The organism is Paraburkholderia sp. SOS3 (genome assembly GCF_001922345.1).
Taxonomy (GTDB): Bacteria; Pseudomonadota; Gammaproteobacteria; order Burkholderiales; family Burkholderiaceae; genus Paraburkholderia.
Window position 1 is genome coordinate 2104323 of the sequence record NZ_CP018812.1, and the last position, 16903, is coordinate 2121225.

The following is a 16903-nucleotide window of genomic DNA, read 5'->3' on the forward strand; positions in this document are numbered from 1 at the left end:
GCACATAATCCTGAAGCGGGCCTCCCACAAGACCGCAAGAGAAAGCCATGACCGACTTCAGTTCAGCCTCGCCGACGATCACATCGATGATCCGGATGGATCATACGCACGTGCTATGCGCGTTTCACCGCTATCGCCTGTCGAGCCCGTGGTGGCGCAAACGCGCCATCGTGGGCGCGGTCTGCACGGCACTCGAGATTCACGCACAACTGGAAGAAGAAATCTTCTATCCCGCAGTCGCGCGGATCGCTCCGGACAACGATGCCGTTAAAAAAAGCCAACCCGAACATGACGAAATGCGCGAGATTATTGCGCAGCTACGCGCGATGGGCCCGGAAAACGCGGCCTACGACGGGCTCTTCATGCAGCTGATGCGCGTCACGATTCATCATGTCGCCGACGAAGAAACCGTGCTGATTCCGATGGCCGAACGGTCGCTGAAGAACGAACTGTCGTCGCTGGGCGCCGCGATGACGCGACGGCGCATGCAACTGCTCGGCGAGCGTCCGGTCGACGTGGCCGTTCATACGGCAGGCACGTTTCCGATTGCAACAGCGGTGCTGGCAGGCCTTGCCATCTTCAGTGTGAGCGGCCTGTTCGGCGGACCGTCTGCACGGCGGCGCGCGCGAAGCCGCAACTATGCATAGCGTCTCGCCGTAACACGCAAATCCATCGTCGATTCAAAAGCGCGCAAGAAAACCGACGCGAAGCCGACCGGCCGCCGTGCAAATCGCAGGCGTTGCGCCTGACACGACGCAGCACGGAGAAAGCGCGGCGGCGGAGCTATCGCCGCCGCATACCGCTACTTGCCCAACGCTTGCGCAGCAACCTCTTCTTCCGCAAGCAGGGAAAGCTTTTCGTCCGTGGCCTTTTCTTCCTTGAGCGTCTGAAGCAGCAGCGTCACCGCGTGCGTTTCGCCGAGTTGCTTCGCAAGCGCAATGGCCGATCCGTAGGCCGCGATTTCATAATGCTCGACCTTCTGTGCCGCGGCGATCAGCGCGGCATCGAGGACCGGTCCGCTTTCGATCTCGTCGATCTGCTCCTGACCTTCCTCGATGAGCCCCTCCATCGCAACGCATTTGATGCGTTTGAGACGAATGCCACATGCTTCGACAACCTGATCGATGCGCTCGATCTGCCCTCGCGTCTCTTCGAGGTGCGTGGTGAATGCGCTGCTCAATTCAGGACTCGTCGCGGCGCGCGCAAGCTTCGGCAAAGACTTTGTCATCTGCTTTTCCGCACTGTAAATATCGGAAAGCGAATGTACGAAAAGATCGTGAACGGTTTTGACGGTCATGGTCTGCTCCCTGAAGACGTGACGCCGTGTATGTCGGCAAGTGTCGTTGACGTGTCGCGTGAACTCGCGCCGCGAGACGACGCGTAGCTCATCGCCGCTTCCCGCTCGCCCGGCGCTTTGCGCCGGTGGCACCGCAATTGCCTGAGGCTTACCGGCAAGCGTCTGTCGGCGGGCGGGTCGCGCGCAAACCTCCGCATGGCGTATGCCTGCCTGTATCGCGCCGCACGCTCATAAAGGTGTGATGGTTAAAAGGTTGGCGATACGCGCCCGCACCATCCGGTCACGACCAAGGAGGAAATGATGAACGTCCCACGGCAGGTGGTCTCTTTTCTCGGTTCGCGCGGCAAGAAGCTCGCGACGGCGGAATCATGCACGGCGGGCGAGATCGCCTCGCTGCTTGCGTCCGTGCCCGGCAGCGGGAGTTGTCTGGACGTCGGCTTCATTACTTATTCGCCGTCCGGCAAGGCGGGTTTCCTTGACGTGCGCCAGCAAACGATGGATGAACACGGCCTGACGAGCGAGGCAGTCGCGCGCGAAATGGCCGAAGGCGCGCTGCATCAGGAAGGGTGCTGCGCCGACATCGCGGTCTCGAACACAGGCGTTGCGGACGGTGCGGCGGGCGGAAGTCCGCCGCCGGGCACCCAGTGCTTCGCATGGTCCTTCCGGACCGCGGACGGCGCACTCACGACCTTCTGTGAAACACGGCAGTTTGCGGGCGACCGGAACGAAGTGCGCCACGCCGCCGCGATTTACGCACTGTCGCGCATCGAGCATTATTTCAGTCGCCTGCCTGGCCGGATCTGACCATGCAATCCGCCAAGCCGCGCGGACGATGCGCCCGCGGTGCGCTGCTCACGGCTCGAGCTTGACCTTGATCCATCCCGGCTCGCGCGCGTCGAACGCCTGATACGCGTCGATCGCATTCATGATCGGCTCGCGCTGCGTCAGTATGCTGACCGGATCGAACGAATCGTTTCGTACGAGTTCGAGAAGCTTCGGCGTAATCGACCGGTGATTGCAATTGCCCATTTTGACCGACAGGTTCCGGTTCATCGCTTCGCCGATCGGAAAGAAGCGATCGCCTTCCGGATAGACGCCGATGATCGACACGGTGCCGGCCTTTGCAACGGCCTTGACGGCCCAGCGCAACACCTGGGACGGACCGCTGCCCGGTTGCCAGTGGCCATCGCGCGGATTCTGCTCGGGCGCGATCTCCTTGCGTTCGGCCTCGAACTGCCCCTGCGCGCCCTTTTGGCTTTGCGCGGCCGCGCCCTTTTCGGCGCGCACCGCATCGACGCCGACCGCATCGATCACGCGATCCACGCCGATGCCGCCCGTCAATTCGAGGATCGCCTGCACGGGATCGTCTTCGTCGAAGTTGACGACTTCCGCCCCCTGCTGGCGCGCCATCTCGAGACGCGACGCGATGCGGTCGACGGCAATCACGCGGCCTGCGCCCATCAGCTTCGCACTCGCGATCGCAAACTGTCCGACCGGGCCGGCGCCAAACACGGCAACCGTATCGCCAAGTTGGACTTCCGCAAGTTGCGCGCCGAAATAGCCGGTCGGGAAAATATCGGAGAGCAGGATCGCGCGGTCGTCATCGACGTTGTCGGGCAGGCGGATCAGACTCGCATGGGCGAGCGGCGTGCGCGCGTATTGCGCCTGCAGGCCGTTGAACGGGCCCGTCGTTTTCGGACCGCCGTAGAACGCGGTGCCGGCTAGCGGCCCGTTCGGGTTGGCCGTGTCGCATTGCGCCGTGTAACCCGCGCGGCAATACGAACAGAAACCGCATGAAATCGTCGACGGCACGAGCACGCGGTCGCCACGCGCCAGATTGCGCACGTTGCGGCCGACCTCCTCGACGATACCGACCGCCTCGTGACCCAATATCGTGCCCGGCGCCATGCCCGGCATCGTGCCGCGAATCATATGCAGATCGGTGCCGCAGATCGCGCTCGACGTAATGCGCACGATCGCGTCGGTCGGTTGTTCGATCGTTGGGTCGGCAACCGTATCGAGGCGAATATCGCCGACTCCGTGGAATACAACAGCTTTCATCGATGCTCTCCAGATGACAGGTTCAAGGCGGCGCGAGGGCCGGCTACTGTCGGTCGAGCAAGCGCAAGTCCCGACGAAGCCGCACGATGTGCCGCTGCATCAGGCACCCAATCAGGCAGCCCATCAGGCAGCCCATCAGGCACCCCGTTTGCGAAAGCCGTGGCATCGTGCAGCCGCATCGACGAGGATGTGCACTCCCGACCCCTTGAAAACAGATGTCCGAACCGAGCATTTCCGTGGTCGTTCTGACCTATAACCGCATGGCGCAACTCATCGACACGTTGATGCGGCTGCGCGCCCTGCCCGAACGGCCACCGATCGTCGTTGCCGACAACGGCTCCACGGACGACACCGTGCATAGGGTCGCCATGCTGTTCCCCGACGTCACGATCGTGCAATGCGGCGCCAATCTCGGCGCGGGCGGACGCAACCTCGCGGTCGATTGCGTGCGCACCGATTACGTCGCGTTCTGCGACGACGACACGTGGTGGAAGCCCGGTTCGCTTGCGCACGCCGTACGGTTGCTCGACGCGTATCCGCAGGTCGGCATACTGAACGCGCGTATCGAAGTCGGCGAAGCGCGCGAAACGGATCCGATCTCGACCCTGATGCAGCACAGTCCCCTCGATGCGACAGGCCTGCCGGGCCCATCGCTGGTCGGCTACATGGCGGGTGCGTCGGTCATGCGCACAGCGATGTTCCTCCAGATCGGCGGCTACGACGCGCGCTACTTTATCGGCGGCGAAGAGGAGCGCGTGGCGCTCGACGTGCTCGCCGCGGGGCACGCCATCGTGTACTGCGCGGCATGCGCGATCGCGCATCATCCTTCGCCGTTGCGCGATAGCGCGCTACGTCGGCGGATGCTCGCGCGTAACGCCGCATGGACTGCATGGCAAAGGCTGGCCGTGAGCGACGCATGCCGTGCCACGGCCCGCGCAATCGAATGCTTCCGCAAGGAAGGAACCCTGTGGCAGGACGGTTTCGCCCTGTTGCGCGGTCTGCGTTGGGCGCTGCGCGAACGCCGCCGCGTACCCGAACGCGTCGCGGCAATGCTCGCGGAAGTCAGGCTCGATGCGCGCGCGCCACATCGCGAATCGTTGCGATCAGAACTGCCGCAGCGACAGGTTTAGTCAGATGCGCCGCAAACCCGTCGTGTAGCGCACGCGCAGCGTCACCGGCGGCCGGTTCCGTGTAACCGGTCAGCGCGATCGCCGGCAAGCGCTCGCCGCCGGCGAGCGGATATTGCGCTTCGAGATCGCGTATGCGTTCGAGCACGCGGTAACCGTCCTCGTTACCGAGCACGATATCGCAGAGCAATACTTGCGGCCATGCGTGTCTCGGGATGTCGGCCAGACGCTGCAACGCTTCGTCACCGGAAGAAGCAAGCAGCACATGCGCGCCGCTCGCGCCGAGCACTGCTTCGAGCGCGTCACGCGCTTCTTCCTGATCGTCGAGCGCGAGCACGGTCAGCCCGGCGAGCGGCTCGTCGAGCCGGGCTTGAACCGGCGCGGCAGCCGGCATCGCAGCCGGCATTGACTGGCCGCTGCTGCCCGTTTGGCGGCCCGCAGCCGCGTCCGAGGCGTCATTCGAATGTGCCGCAACACCGCCGGCTTGCGCTTCGACATCGAGTGTCGCCGTCACGACGCGTGTATCCGCCGTCGCGGCGTCGACCACCGGCGCAAGCGGAATCACCGCGGCGTACGCGACGCGCGTGCCGACCTGCGTCGCGGTGAAGCGGCCCCCCAATGCGGAAAGCTTCGCCTCGATGCGCCGCGCGGCCTCTTCGGGCATCTCGCCGGATCGCTCGTGCGCGCCCGATACGCAGAGCCACGCATGATTCGCGCGCCGCTCGACCCGCAGCTCGACGGTCTCTCCCGCGTGCGCGTGCCCGATCTCGTTGCGGCACAGCGACGCGGTAATCTGCATGAGATCGAGCCGATTGCCCATCGCGCACAACTCGCCGTCGGGCATCGACACATGCCAGCGAATGCCGCGGCGCGCGATTTCGTCGCGCAGATCGTCGCCGACCGCGGCAACCAGCGGACCGAGCTCAACTGCCTGCGCAGACACCTTGCGCTGCATATGCTCGAGTTCGCCCTGCTGCCATTGCAGCGCCCACATCTTCGCGTAGACGCCGTCGCGCGAGAGCAGATCGTCGTGCGCGCCCTGCTCGACGATGCGGCCATGTTCCATGACGAGAATCCAGTCGGCGTCCACGACGGTCGACAGCCGGTGCGCGATCGCAATCGACGTGCGCCCTTGCGCGAGCCGGTTCAGCTCGGCCTGGATCGCGCGCTCCGAGCGCGTGTCGAGCGCCGACGTCGCTTCGTCGAAAACGATGATGCGCGGATTCTTCAGAATCGCGCGCGCGATCGCAATACGCTGACGCTCGCCGCCCGAGATCCGCAAACCGCGTTCGCCGACGCGCGTATCGTAATGATCGGGCAGGCGCTCGATAAACTCGTCGAGCTGCGCCGCGCGCGCGGCGCGCACGATATCGGCGCGCGTCGCATCGGGCCGGCCGTACGCGATGTTGTAGGCGATCGTATCGTTGAACAACACGGTGTCCTGCGGGACGATGCCGATCGCTTCGCGCACGCTCTTTTGCGTGACCTCGCGCAGGTCCTGGCCGTCGATGCTCACGCGGCCCGCGGCGGGCTGATAAAGCCGGAACAGCAGCCGCACGAGCGTCGATTTGCCCGAGCCGCTGCCGCCGACCACTGCAAGACGGTGTCCCGCATGCACGCGAAAATGCACGTCGTGCAGCACGGGCCGCGACGCGTCGTACGCGAAGCCGACATGCGCGAACTCGATGGCGCCGTCGGTGACGACGAGCGGTCGCGCTCGAGGCAAGTCGACATCTTCGCCTTGCACGCCCCGCGCCGTGAGAATTCTGAACATCCGCTCGACGTTCACCCTCGCGTCGTTTGTCTCGCGAAACACAAAGCCAAGCGTATTGAGCGGCATGCAGACCTGAATGATGTACGCGTTCACGAGCACGAGATCGCCGACCGTCATGCGTCCGAGCAGCACATACTGAACGGCGATCAGCAGCATCGCGGCGATGCCGGCCGCGATCACACCGCTTTGCCCGACGTGCAGTGTCGTGAGTGCGCGCTGGTTCGCGATGCGCGCGTCGACCCACTGGTCGAGCACGTCGGTCAGGCGCCGCGTTTCGACGTCTTCGGTCGCGAAGAATTTGACCGTGTCGTAATTGAGCAGGCTGTCGACGAGCCGCGCATCGGACTGCGCCTCGAGCGCATTGACACGCCGCTGCACGACCAGTCGCCGCCGCGTGAACACATAGGTATAGATCGCATAGCAGACGAAGGTGGCTGCGATAACCGCCGTAAAACCCCACGAATAGCCGCGCGCGATGATGACGACGATCGTCGCGATCTCGACGAAGGTCGGCACGATCGCGAAGATCGCGGTGCCAAGCAGGAAGCCGATGCCGTCGGCGCCCTTCTGAACGTCGCGCACGACTGTGCCCGTCTCCCGCTGTGCGTGGAAACGCGCGCCAAGCCGATGCAGGTGCGCAAAGGTCCGTTCGGTGAACGACGCGACCGTTCGCTGGGTGACGACGCTGAACACGACATCGCGCGCTTCATTGAGCGCATCGGCAAGAAAGCGCATCAGCGCGTACGCGAGCACGAGAAAGACCGGCAGCAACGCGAGCGACACCGGATGCCCGAGTTCGTCGACGATCTGCCTGAGCACGAGCGGCATGGCGACCGCGGCGAATTTGCCGACGATCATCAACGCAAACGACGCAAGCGTGATGCCGCGGTAAGCGAGCAGCGCGTGCCACAGATCGGCCGCGATGCGCCTACGCATCTGCCTGCTGCTTTTCCCGCCGATTTCCTGCGAGTGGTCTGGCCGAAAGTCGGTTGAGCTCATCTGCACGGTCCGGTCGCGTGATCACAAAACGTTTTCCGCACGCGAGCGAGATTCGGTCCCGGCGCGCCGCGAGGCCGCCACCAGGCGAGCTTTATCCGGGACGCGGCCCGAAGCGGCGTCGCAACACTGGCTCTTCGCCGCCCCGCCTTTTACACGTGCCGTGTAAATCAGGGAACGCCACAGCACTTCGAAAAAACGCTCACGGCGAAAAAACCATGCGTGCGTTGGCGTTCGTTGGAAATGCCGCACTCATCGTTGGGCACATCGGATGCTGAAACCACTGCATGCGCTGCTTGCCGCCATCATGCCCCGGCCGTCGCCGGACATCGCCTGAACATAAACCAAGAGGGAACCCCAATGAAGATCGCCATGATCAGCGAACACGCGTCGCCGCTCGCTCTTGCCGGCGGCGTCGATAGCGGCGGACAGAACATCTACGTTGCCAACGTTGCGCGGCAACTGCACCGCGCAGGCCATGAGGTCGACGTGTTCACGCGGCGCGACCGGTCGCTGTTACCGCTGGTGTCCGAAATGGACGGTATTCGGATCATCAATGTGCCCGCGGGTCCGCCGCGGCAACTCGCGAAGGAACGCCTGCTGCCGTATATGGACGAGTTTGCCGATTTCCTCGTGTCGTTCTTCAGGAACGAGCGCCGCCCGTACGATTTGATCCACGCGAATTTCTTCATGTCGGGCAAGGTCGCGCTGCAGGTGAAACGCGCGCTGAACCTTCCGGTGGTCATGACGTTCCACGCGCTAGGCCGCGTGCGGCGTATTCACCAGGGTAATGACGATGGTTTTCCTGACGAACGGTTTGCGATTGAAGACGACCTCGTGCGTCACTCCGATGTCGTCATTGCCGAGTGCCCTCAGGACGAAATCGATCTGATCGATCTGTATGATGCGGATCCCGAACGAATCGAAATCGTACCGTGCGGCTTCGACGTCGACGAATTGCAGCCCGTCGCGAGGCGCGAGGCCCGCGCAACGCTCGGCTGGCCGCAGGACGAATTCATCGTGCTGCAACTGGGCCGGCTCGTGCAGCGCAAAGGCATCGACAACGTGATTCGCGGCATCGGCGCCTTGAAACGCGATCATGGCGTCGCTGCACGTCTTTATATCGTGGGCGGCAATTCCGAGTCGCCCAACGAAATCGCAACGCCTGAAATCGCGCGACTGCGCGGCATCGCCGTTCAGGAGCAGGTTGCGGCCCAGACGACTTTCGTCGGCCGGCGCGGCCGTTCCCATCTGAGCCTCTTCTACAGCGCGGCGGACGTGTTCGTGACGACGCCGTGGTACGAGCCGTTCGGCATTACGCCCGTCGAAGCGATGGCGTGCGGCACGCCGGTGATCGGCGCCGACGTCGGCGGCATCCGCTATTCGGTCCGCGACGGCGCGACGGGCTGGCTCGTACCGCCGCGCGACCCGGCCGCGCTCGCGGCGCGGCTCGCGCACCTGCATGCGAACCCGGCGCGCGCGCGGCAGATGGGCGAGGCCGGACTGGCCCGCGCGCAGAGCGAATTTACATGGGAAGGCGTCGCGCGATCGCTGGAACACGTGTACCGCCGCGTCGCGCGGCTGCCGCAGCCGCGCGAGCGCGACGAGGCAATCGCTGCGCGCAGTGCGCGCTCCGCTGCAGGCGGGGCTTTCGGCTAGCCCGTCCATACGGATCGGTAAGCGCGGCAGGCCGCGCACAGCAGACGTGCCGCGGCAGCCAACCCACTCTTTTTGCGGACTCCCATCGAATATGTCCTCCATTGAAAGTCCGCCTTCCGGGCCGGCCCTGGCCCGCGCGCATGACGGCGCGGTCGATCCCCCACTGGCAGCCCTGCCTGAGCGTCAGGCTCCGCGCGCGGTCTTTCTCGACAAGGACGGTACGGTGCTCGACGACGTGCCGTATAACGTCGACCCGCGCAAGATGCGCTTTGCGCCCGGTGCGCGCGCGGCGCTCGAGCTGCTCGCCGCGTATCCGTACAGGTTGATCGTCGTGAGCAACCAGGGGGGCGTGGCGCAAGGCCGTTTTGCGATCGGCGCGCTCGATGCGGTCGAGCATCAATTGCGCGTGATGTTCGCGTCGTGCGGCGCCTCGCTCGACGCGTTCTACTCGTGCCCACACGATCCGCGCGGACATGTCGTGCCCTACGCATCCGCGTGCGCGTGCCGCAAGCCCGCACCCGGCATGCTGCTGCAGGCCGCGCACGATCACGGCATCGACTTGCGCGCATCGTGGCTCGTCGGCGACATCCTCGACGACGTGGAAGCCGGCAATCGCGCCGGCTGCCGCACGATTCTGCTCGATAACGGCAACGAAACCGAATGGCGCGACGGGCCGCGGCGCAGACCGTTCGCGTATGCGAACGATCTGCATGGCGCCGCGCGGCTCATTGCTTGCGAGTACGAGCTTTCGTGTGCGAACGGCGCAGCCCCCGGCAAAGCCGGTTCAGGCACGCCCACCGTCTGCGCCGGTAACGCCGCTCATGAGGGGGCGACGTCATGAAAAGCCTCTCCGCGCTCGCGAAGCCGCTCACGGCGCACGCGCGTCACGCCGCCGCAAAACCGCTCGAGGCCTGGGGCGCCGAAATCAAGCGCATTCTGTGCGTGCGTACCGACAATCTCGGCGACGTCCTGATGACGACGCCGGCGCTTCACGCATTGCGCAGCGCATCACCGGGCCGGCACCTGACCTTGCTGACCTCGCCGGCGGGCTGCGCGCTTGCGCCGCTCCTGCCCGACGTGGACGACGCGATTTGCTACGACGCGCCATGGGCGGGCCACAACCGGTCGCGAACCGTCGACGCGGACCTCGCGATGCGCGCGCTGCTGGAAAAGCGCGGCTTCGACGCGGCGGCGATCTTCACCGTCTACAGTCAGAACCCGCTTGGCGCAGCCACGCTCTGCTATCTCTCCGGCATCGGGCGAAGGCTCGCCCGATGCCGCGAGAACCCATATGCGCTGCTGACCGACTGGGTGCCCGAACACGAACCCGAGCAGGGCACGCAACACGAGGTCCTGCGCCAGCTTTCGCTCGTCGATGCAATCGGCGCGCGCACGAGCGACACGCAAATGCGCATGAGTGTCACCGATGCCGGGCGGACCGCGCTCGATGTCGCACTCGACGCGCGCGGCATCGACGCGACGCAGCCGTTTATCGTCATGCATCCGGGCGCGACGGCCGCGTCGCGCCGCTACCCGGCCGAGCGCTTCGGCAGCGCCGCGGCGCAGCTGATCCGCAAGACCGGTATGAACGTGCTCGTCACCGGCAGCGCCGGCGAAGCCGCGTTGATGCACACCTTGCGCGCATCGGCGCCGCCCGAGGCGCGCCCGTTCATCCACGAACTGACCGACGCGCTCGATCTCGGCGCGTTCGCGGCATTGATCGAACGCGCGCGCGTGCTGGTTTCGAACAACAGCGGCCCCGTGCACATCGCTTCGGCACTGGGCACGCCGGTCGTCGACCTGTACGCACTGACAAATCCGCAGCACGCGCCATGGCAAACGCCGCATCGCGTGCTATTTCACGACGTCGAATGCCGCTGGTGTTATCGCAGCGTGTGTCCCTACGGGCATCACGCTTGCCTGCGCGGCGTCGAAACCGGGGACGTCGTCGCCGCGACGCTCGAGCTGTTAGCCGAAACCCGCTCGCGCGCGGCACCGCAACCCGCAGACGACGAAGCGCGGCAAGTCGCGCAATAGACGCCGCCTGCGATCTTCAAGGACATCTTCGATACGGAGTGACGAATATGTACACACTCGGAATCAATGCGGTCTATCACGACAGCGCTGCCGCGCTGGTACGCGACGGCGTCGTGCTGGCGGCCGCCGAAGACGAACGATTTACGCACGTGAAGCACGCGAAGCGGCCCGTGCCGTTTTCAACGTGGCAATTGCCGTTCGATGCGATCGACTACTGCCTCTCGAGCGCAGGCATCACGCTGAAGGACGTCGACCACGTCGCGTACTCGTACGACCCGACGCTCTTTTCGGGCATGCCGAAAACGCCGGGCGCCACGATCGCGTTGCCGTTCGACCCGGCGCGGCAGCCGGCGGCGAATCCGTCCGAATCGCCGTGGGATCCTCTATTTCTCAGCTATATCGCCAACGCCAAAGCGCAATTGCTCGACGGTGCGCCGCATCATCTGGCCAGACGCTTTCGCGGTGTCGACCGCGACGGCGGCTTCAAATGGCATTTCGTCGATCACCACCTTTCGCATGAAGCAAGCGCGTTTCTCGCGAGCCCGTTCGACGATTGCGCGGTGCTGACGATGGACGGGCGCGGCGAAGGCGTGACGACGAGTATGGGACGCTTCGTCGACGGCTCGTACGAACGGCTGCGCCAGGTCGAACTGCCGCATTCGCTCGGATTGCTTTACGAAGCGGTAACGGGCTGGCTCGGCTTTCTGCACTCGTCGGACGAGTACAAGGTCATGGCGCTTGCATCGTTCGGCAAGCCGCGCTTCGCCGATCAGTTCCGCGAGATCGTCAGGGTGCATCAGGACGGCAGTTATACGGTCGATGCGCCGCGGCTCATCGAACGGTTCGGGCCCGCGCGCGAGCGAGGCGGTCCGCTCGAACAGCGTCATTACGACATCGCGAGTTCGCTGCAATGCGTGCTCGAAGAAACCGTGCTGCAACTCGCTCACTGGCTGCACCGGCAAACGGGTCTGCCGCGGCTGTGCATGGCGGGCGGCGTGGCGCTGAACTGCGTGATGAATTCGAAGGTGCGCGACCAGGGTCCGTTCGAAGACGTATGGGTGCAGCCGGCCGCCGGCGATGCGGGCACCGCGCTCGGCGCCGCATTGTGGACCGACTACCGGCAACGCGGCGACCGGCAACGGCACTGGACGATGGATCACGCGTATCTCGGGCCTCGGTATGCCGACGACGAAGTCGAACAGTTCTTGAAATGGTCGAAAATTCCGTACCGCCGCGCACGCGACATTGCCGACGAAGCAGCCGCGATGCTCGCCGCGGGCAAGGTGCTCGGCTGGTATCAGGGGCGCACCGAGTTCGGTCCGCGCGCACTCGGCTCGCGCTCGATTCTCGCCTCGCCGATCGACCCCGGCATGCAGGCGCGCCTGAACGAAATCAAGGACCGCGAGGATTTCCGGCCGGTGGCGCCCGTCGTGATGGAGGAACATGCGGCCGACTGGTTCGTCGGCGCCACGCGTGCGCCGTTCATGTTGTTTATCTTCGACGTGCGCGAAGAGAAAGCGGACCGGATTCCTGCCGTGCGGCACGTGGACGGCACTGCACGCGTGCAGACGATCAACCGCGATCAACACGCGCTCTACTACGATCTGCTCGACGCGTTTTATCGGCGAACCGGCGTGCCCGTGCTCGTCAATACCTCCTTTAATACGCGCGGCGAACCGATGGTCAACTCCCCGCGCGATGCGGTCGAATCGTTCTGGACGTCGCCGCTCGATGCGCTGGTGATCGGATCGTTCATCGTCGAGAAAGTCGGTTCGGCGTCGGTTTGCGCAGAGGCCGTGCGATGAGCACGAGCAGCCGCGTGGGTTCTGTCGACGCGTCGGCGCCGGCGCCAGCGCCGGACATATCGGTCGTCGTGCCGACGTACCGGCGCCCCGCGATGCTCGAGACCTGCCTCGATGCCGTCGCCGCGCAACAGCTCGATTGCACGCGCTATGAAATCGTCGTCTGCGACGACGGACCCGAAGACGTCGCCACCCGCGCGTTCGTCGACCGCTTCGCGGCACGCCAGGCCGCACGCGGCCTCGCGGTTCGCTATGTGCCGGTCACCGCCACGCAAGGTCCCGCGGCTGCGCGCAATGCGGGCTGGCGCGCGGCGCGCGCGCCGCTCGTTGCCTTCACCGACGACGACACGATCCCTGACCCGCGATGGCTCGCGGCGGGCCTCGCGGCGACAGCGCGCGCGAACGCCGACGCCGTTTCGGGTCGCATCGTGATGCCGTTGCCCGATCACCCGAGCGACTACGAACTCGACGCGAGCGGCCTCTCGTGCGCCGAATTCGCCACCGCGAACGTCTTTGTGCGCCGCGCGGCGCTCGAAGCGACGGGCGGCTTCGACGAGCGCTTCACCGCCGCATGGCGCGAGGATTCCGACCTGCAATTCATGCTGCTGAACGCCGGTTGCCGGATCGTGCGCGCCGACGACGCGATCGTCGTTCATCCGGTACGACCCGCGCGTTGGGGCGTGAGCCTGCATCAGCAAAAAAAGAGCTTTTTCGAAGCGCTGCTGTTCCGCAAGCATCCGGCGATGTACCGGCAACGCATCGACGCCCGCCCGCCGCTGCGCTACTACGCGATCGTCTGCAGCGCGGTGTGTGGGCTACTGGCCGGGCTGGCAGGCTTCGGTGCGCTCGCGTGGTGCGCGCTGCTCATATGGGCGTGTCTCACCGCCGGCTTCTGCATGCAACGCCTGCGCCACACGCGGCGCGACTGGCCGCATCTGGCCGAAATGGTGTGGACGTCGCTGCTGATTCCGTTTCTATCGGTGTACTGGCGTCTGTACGGCGCGTTTCGTTTCAAGGTGATGTTCCTATGAGCACATCGATCGAATCATTGGAGTGTGTCACAGCGCGTCCCGCGGGGCCTGCGCGGATTGTGATTTTCCGTGCGCTTCAACTGGGCGACATGCTGTGCAGCGTGCCCGCGTTGCGCGCGCTGCGCCGCGCGGTGCCGCATGCGCATATCGCCCTGATCGGCCTGCCGTGGGCGAAAAGCTTCGTCGAACGCTATCGCGGTCTGGTCGACGAACTGATCGTGTTTCCGGGCGCACGAGGCTTTCCGGAACAGCAAGAAGACGACGCCGCCCTGCCCGGCTTCATCGCCGCGATGCGCGCGCGCCGCTTCGATCTGGCGATCCAGATGCACGGCAGCGGCGGCATCGCGAACGACATCGTCGGCCAGTTCGGCGCGCGCGCGTATGCAGGCTTCGTCCAGCCCGGCGAAGCGCGCGACGGTTGCTTCATTGCGTGGCCCGAGTCCTTGCCCGAACCGCACCGTTACCTCGCGCTGACCGATGCACTCGGCGCACCCGCCGATGGCGATGCACTCGCGTTCGAACTGACACCGCAAGACCTCGCCGAACACGCGGCTCTCGTCGCCTTGCACCGCATAGCGTGCGAACGCCTCGTGCTCGTCCATCCGGGCGCGCAATTGCCGTCGCGGCGCTGGCCTGTCGAACGGTTTGCCGAAGTCGCCAACGCACTCGCCTCGGACGGCTGGCGCGTCGCGATCACGGGCACCGCATCGGAAATCGAACTGTCGGCCCGTCTGCTCGGCACGATGGTTGCACCGGCGCTGCATCTCGTGGGCGCGACCTCGCTCGGCGCACTCGCCGCGCTCGTGCGCGACGCGCGGCTCGTCGTCTGTAACGACACCGGCATTTCGCACATTGCGGCCGCGATGCAAACGCCAAGCGTCGTCATCGCATCGGGCAGCGACACGCGCCGCTGGGCCCCGCTCGACCGGCAACGGCATCGTGTGCTTGCCGACTATCCGGCGTGCCGGCCGTGCGCGTTCCGCGAGTGCCCATATGGACACGAGTGTGCGTTGAACGTGAGCGTCGAAAGCGTGATCGAGGCCGCGCACGCGCAGCTTGCACTCGATTCCGCAACGGTCCACGCGGCTGCCGGCCGCGCGGCGAGGCCGCGCATCGCCGATGCGGCTTACTCTATCGCACGCTGGGAGGCGTCCCATGTCCGCTAATCGACGCCTGCGCATTCTCACCTGGCATGTGCACGGCAACTACCTGTATTACCTGACGCAGGTTCCGCACGACTTTTATCTCGTCACGAAGCCTGGCCACCCGCCCGGGTACGCGGGCCGCAACGGCTCGTTGCCGTGGGGCGACAACGTGCATGAAGTGCCGATCGACGCAGTCGCGTCGCAGCATTTCGACGTCGTGCTCTATCAGCATCGCGTGCATTGGGAACACGATCGCGAGCATGTGCTGTCGGCGCAGCAGCGGCGCCTGCCGCGCATCTATATCGAGCACGACCCGCCGCTCGACAATCCGTACGCGCAGAAACATTGGGTCGACGACCCGCAGACGCTCGTCGTGCACGTCACGCATTTCAACGAGCTCGCGTGGGACTGCGGCGCGACGCCGACGTGCGTGATCGAACACGGCGTCGTGGTGCCGAAAAACGTGCAGTACAGCGGCGAACTCGAGCGCGGCATCGTCGTCGTCAACCACCTCGCGCAGCGCGGCCGACGCCTCGGCGCGGACCTGTTCGATACGATGCGCGAGCGCGTGCCGCTCGACCTCGTCGGCATGGATGCGGCGAAAAGCGGCGGCATCGGCGAAATACCGAACCTCGAACTGGCTGCGTTTACCGCGCGCTACCGCTTCTTTTTCAATCCGATCCGCTGGACGAGCCTTGGCCTCGCCATCGTCGAAGCAATGACGATCGGCATGCCGATCGTCGGCTTCGCGACGACCGAACTCGCCACCGTCATTCGCAACGGCGAAAACGGCTACGTGCATACGAACCGCGAGTTGCTCGTCGAGGCGATGCACAGCCTGCTCGGCGATCCGGCGCACGCGCGTTCGCTCGGTCATGCGGCGCGGCGCACCGCACGCGAACGTTTTCATATCGACCGTTTCGTGCGCGACTGGCTCGCGGCGCTATCGCGCGTGAGCGGTTGAGCACGATGATCAAGGGAGCAGCATCATGAGAGAACTGACACGCAAACGGATTCTCGTCACGGGCGGCGCCGGCTTTCTCGGCTCGCATCTATGCGAACGCCTCGTGACGCAGGGCCACGACGTGCTGTGCGTGGACAACTTCTATACGGGAACCCGGGACAACGTCGCACACCTGCTCGACTGCGCGAACTTCGAGATGATGCGCCATGACGTGACGTTCCCGCTCTATGTCGAAGTGGACGAGATCTATAACCTCGCATGCCCCGCCTCTCCGGTCCACTATCAGCACGACCCCGTGCAGACGACCAAAACGAGCGTGCACGGCGCGATCAATATGCTGGGGCTCGCCAAGCGCGTGAAGGCGAAAATCTTCCAGGCGTCGACGAGCGAAGTGTACGGCGACGCGCGCGTGCACCCGCAAACGGAGAACTATTGGGGCAACGTGAATCCGATCGGCCCGCGCTCGTGCTACGACGAAGGCAAGCGCTGTGCGGAGACGCTCTTCATGGATTACCGGCGGCAGCACGGTCTCGACATTCGCATCGCGCGAATCTTCAATACGTATGGGCCGCGCATGCATCCGGCCGACGGCCGCGTCGTATCGAACTTCATGGTGCAGGCGCTCGGCGGCAAACCGCTGACCGTTTACGGAGACGGCTCGCAAACGCGCTCGTTCTGCTACGTGGACGACATGATCGATGCATTCGTGCGTCTGATGAACCTGCGCTCCGATCCCGGCTGCCCCGTCAATCTCGGTAACCCATACGAAGTGTCGATGCTCGAGATCGCGCAGCGCACCAAAGCGATCACCGGATCGACCTCGCGAATCGAGTTCCTGCCGCTGCCCGTGGACGACCCGTGTCGACGCCAGCCCGATATTTCGCTCGCTACGCGCCTTTTCGGCTGGACGCCGCACACGCCGCTCGAGCAGGGCCTGGGCAAAACGGCCGCTTATTTCGCATCGGTCATCGGCAGCGCGCGCACAGCCACAGCCGAGACGCCCATGTAGT

14 protein-coding genes are annotated in these 16903 nt (G+C 65.1%); 11 read left to right on the forward strand and 3 right to left on the reverse strand.

Translation table 11 applies throughout. The features are described from left to right. Window positions 1-47: 47 nt before the first annotated feature. Window positions 48-647, forward strand: a complete 600-nt coding sequence (locus tag BTO02_RS29520; RefSeq protein ID WP_075160590.1) for a hemerythrin domain-containing protein — start codon at window positions 48-50, stop codon at window positions 645-647. A 155-nt stretch (window positions 648-802) separates the two neighbouring features. On the opposite strand, the gene BTO02_RS29525 is transcribed toward BTO02_RS29520, so the two are convergent. Beyond that, entirely contained in the window at window positions 803-1297 is a 495-nt protein-coding gene (locus tag BTO02_RS29525) for a YciE/YciF ferroxidase family protein (protein WP_075160591.1), read from the reverse strand. 300 nt (window positions 1298-1597) lie between these two features. Here BTO02_RS29525 and BTO02_RS29530 point away from each other — a divergent pair, with 300 nt between their 5' ends. Next, window positions 1598-2101 (forward strand): CinA family protein, encoded by a 504-nt coding sequence (locus BTO02_RS29530; protein WP_075161501.1) that lies wholly within the window; start codon window positions 1598-1600, stop codon window positions 2099-2101. A gap of 48 nt (window positions 2102-2149) precedes the next feature. On the opposite strand, the gene BTO02_RS29535 is transcribed toward BTO02_RS29530, so the two are convergent. Then, a complete protein-coding gene (locus BTO02_RS29535) occupies window positions 2150-3358 on the reverse strand; it encodes a zinc-dependent alcohol dehydrogenase (protein WP_075160592.1) in 1209 nt (402 codons plus the stop codon). A 215-nt stretch (window positions 3359-3573) separates the two neighbouring features. Here BTO02_RS29535 and BTO02_RS29540 point away from each other — a divergent pair, with 215 nt between their 5' ends. Next, on the forward strand, window positions 3574-4488 hold the full coding sequence (locus BTO02_RS29540) for a glycosyltransferase family 2 protein (RefSeq protein WP_075160593.1): 915 nt from the start codon (window positions 3574-3576) through the stop codon (window positions 4486-4488). On the opposite strand, the gene BTO02_RS29545 is transcribed toward BTO02_RS29540, so the two are convergent. Then, on the reverse strand, window positions 4421-7195 hold the full coding sequence (locus tag BTO02_RS29545; RefSeq protein ID WP_442953464.1) for an ATP-binding cassette domain-containing protein: 2775 nt from the start codon (window positions 7193-7195) through the stop codon (window positions 4421-4423). The two genes, BTO02_RS29540 and BTO02_RS29545, sit on opposite strands and share 68 nt — an antisense overlap. 420 nt (window positions 7196-7615) lie before the next feature. On the opposite strand from BTO02_RS29545, the gene BTO02_RS29550 reads away from it, so the two are divergent. From BTO02_RS29550 to BTO02_RS29585, 8 genes are all read left to right on the forward strand, one after another. Continuing rightward, window positions 7616-8914 carry a glycosyltransferase family 4 protein gene (locus BTO02_RS29550; RefSeq protein ID WP_075160595.1) on the forward strand — a complete coding sequence of 433 codons (1299 nt, stop codon included), beginning with the start codon at window positions 7616-7618 and terminating at the stop codon, window positions 8912-8914. 91 nt (window positions 8915-9005) lie between these two features. Beyond that, window positions 9006-9755 carry a D-glycero-alpha-D-manno-heptose-1,7-bisphosphate 7-phosphatase gene (locus BTO02_RS29555; RefSeq protein WP_083615438.1) on the forward strand — a complete coding sequence of 250 codons (750 nt, stop codon included), beginning with the start codon at window positions 9006-9008 and terminating at the stop codon, window positions 9753-9755. Then, window positions 9752-10951 (forward strand): glycosyltransferase family 9 protein, encoded by a 1200-nt coding sequence (locus BTO02_RS29560; RefSeq protein ID WP_075160596.1) that lies wholly within the window; start codon window positions 9752-9754, stop codon window positions 10949-10951. The genes BTO02_RS29555 and BTO02_RS29560 overlap by 4 nt, the downstream gene beginning before the upstream one ends. Before the next feature lie 47 nt (window positions 10952-10998). Continuing rightward, window positions 10999-12756 carry a carbamoyltransferase family protein gene (locus BTO02_RS29565; protein ID WP_075160597.1) on the forward strand — a complete coding sequence of 586 codons (1758 nt, stop codon included), beginning with the start codon at window positions 10999-11001 and terminating at the stop codon, window positions 12754-12756. Beyond that, a complete protein-coding gene (locus BTO02_RS29570; RefSeq protein ID WP_075160598.1) occupies window positions 12753-13784 on the forward strand; it encodes a glycosyltransferase family 2 protein in 1032 nt (343 codons plus the stop codon). The genes BTO02_RS29565 and BTO02_RS29570 overlap by 4 nt, the downstream gene beginning before the upstream one ends. Further along, a complete protein-coding gene (locus BTO02_RS29575) occupies window positions 13781-14950 on the forward strand; it encodes a glycosyltransferase family 9 protein (protein ID WP_083615439.1) in 1170 nt (389 codons plus the stop codon). Before BTO02_RS29570 ends, BTO02_RS29575 begins: the two co-directional genes overlap by 4 nt. Continuing rightward, window positions 14940-15893 (forward strand): glycosyltransferase, encoded by a 954-nt coding sequence (locus BTO02_RS29580; RefSeq protein ID WP_075160599.1) that lies wholly within the window; start codon window positions 14940-14942, stop codon window positions 15891-15893. The genes BTO02_RS29575 and BTO02_RS29580 overlap by 11 nt, the downstream gene beginning before the upstream one ends. A 25-nt stretch (window positions 15894-15918) precedes the next feature. Further along, window positions 15919-16902, forward strand: a complete 984-nt coding sequence (locus BTO02_RS29585; protein ID WP_075160600.1) for a UDP-glucuronic acid decarboxylase family protein — start codon at window positions 15919-15921, stop codon at window positions 16900-16902. The last annotated feature ends 1 nt before the right edge of the window (window position 16903 follow it).

Bases quoted from the DNA above. Each gene is read 5' to 3' on its own strand.
- BTO02_RS29520 (WP_075160590.1), top strand. From the start codon at position 48: ATGACCGACTTCAGTTCAGCCTCGCCGACGATCACATCGATGATCCGG.
- BTO02_RS29525 (WP_075160591.1), bottom strand. From the start codon at position 1,297: ATGACCGTCAAAACCGTTCACGATCTTTTCGTACATTCGCTTTCCGAT.
- BTO02_RS29530 (WP_075161501.1), top strand. From the start codon at position 1,598: ATGAACGTCCCACGGCAGGTGGTCTCTTTTCTCGGTTCGCGCGGCAAG.
- BTO02_RS29535 (WP_075160592.1), bottom strand. From the start codon at position 3,358: ATGAAAGCTGTTGTATTCCACGGAGTCGGCGATATTCGCCTCGATACG.
- BTO02_RS29540 (WP_075160593.1), top strand. From the start codon at position 3,574: ATGTCCGAACCGAGCATTTCCGTGGTCGTTCTGACCTATAACCGCATG.
- BTO02_RS29545 (WP_442953464.1), bottom strand. From the start codon at position 7,195: ATGCGTAGGCGCATCGCGGCCGATCTGTGGCACGCGCTGCTCGCTTAC.
- BTO02_RS29550 (WP_075160595.1), top strand. From the start codon at position 7,616: ATGAAGATCGCCATGATCAGCGAACACGCGTCGCCGCTCGCTCTTGCC.
- BTO02_RS29555 (WP_083615438.1), top strand. From the start codon at position 9,006: ATGTCCTCCATTGAAAGTCCGCCTTCCGGGCCGGCCCTGGCCCGCGCG.
- BTO02_RS29560 (WP_075160596.1), top strand. From the start codon at position 9,752: ATGAAAAGCCTCTCCGCGCTCGCGAAGCCGCTCACGGCGCACGCGCGT.
- BTO02_RS29565 (WP_075160597.1), top strand. From the start codon at position 10,999: ATGTACACACTCGGAATCAATGCGGTCTATCACGACAGCGCTGCCGCG.
- BTO02_RS29570 (WP_075160598.1), top strand. From the start codon at position 12,753: ATGAGCACGAGCAGCCGCGTGGGTTCTGTCGACGCGTCGGCGCCGGCG.
- BTO02_RS29575 (WP_083615439.1), top strand. From the start codon at position 13,781: ATGAGCACATCGATCGAATCATTGGAGTGTGTCACAGCGCGTCCCGCG.
- BTO02_RS29580 (WP_075160599.1), top strand. From the start codon at position 14,940: ATGTCCGCTAATCGACGCCTGCGCATTCTCACCTGGCATGTGCACGGC.
- BTO02_RS29585 (WP_075160600.1), top strand. From the start codon at position 15,919: ATGAGAGAACTGACACGCAAACGGATTCTCGTCACGGGCGGCGCCGGC.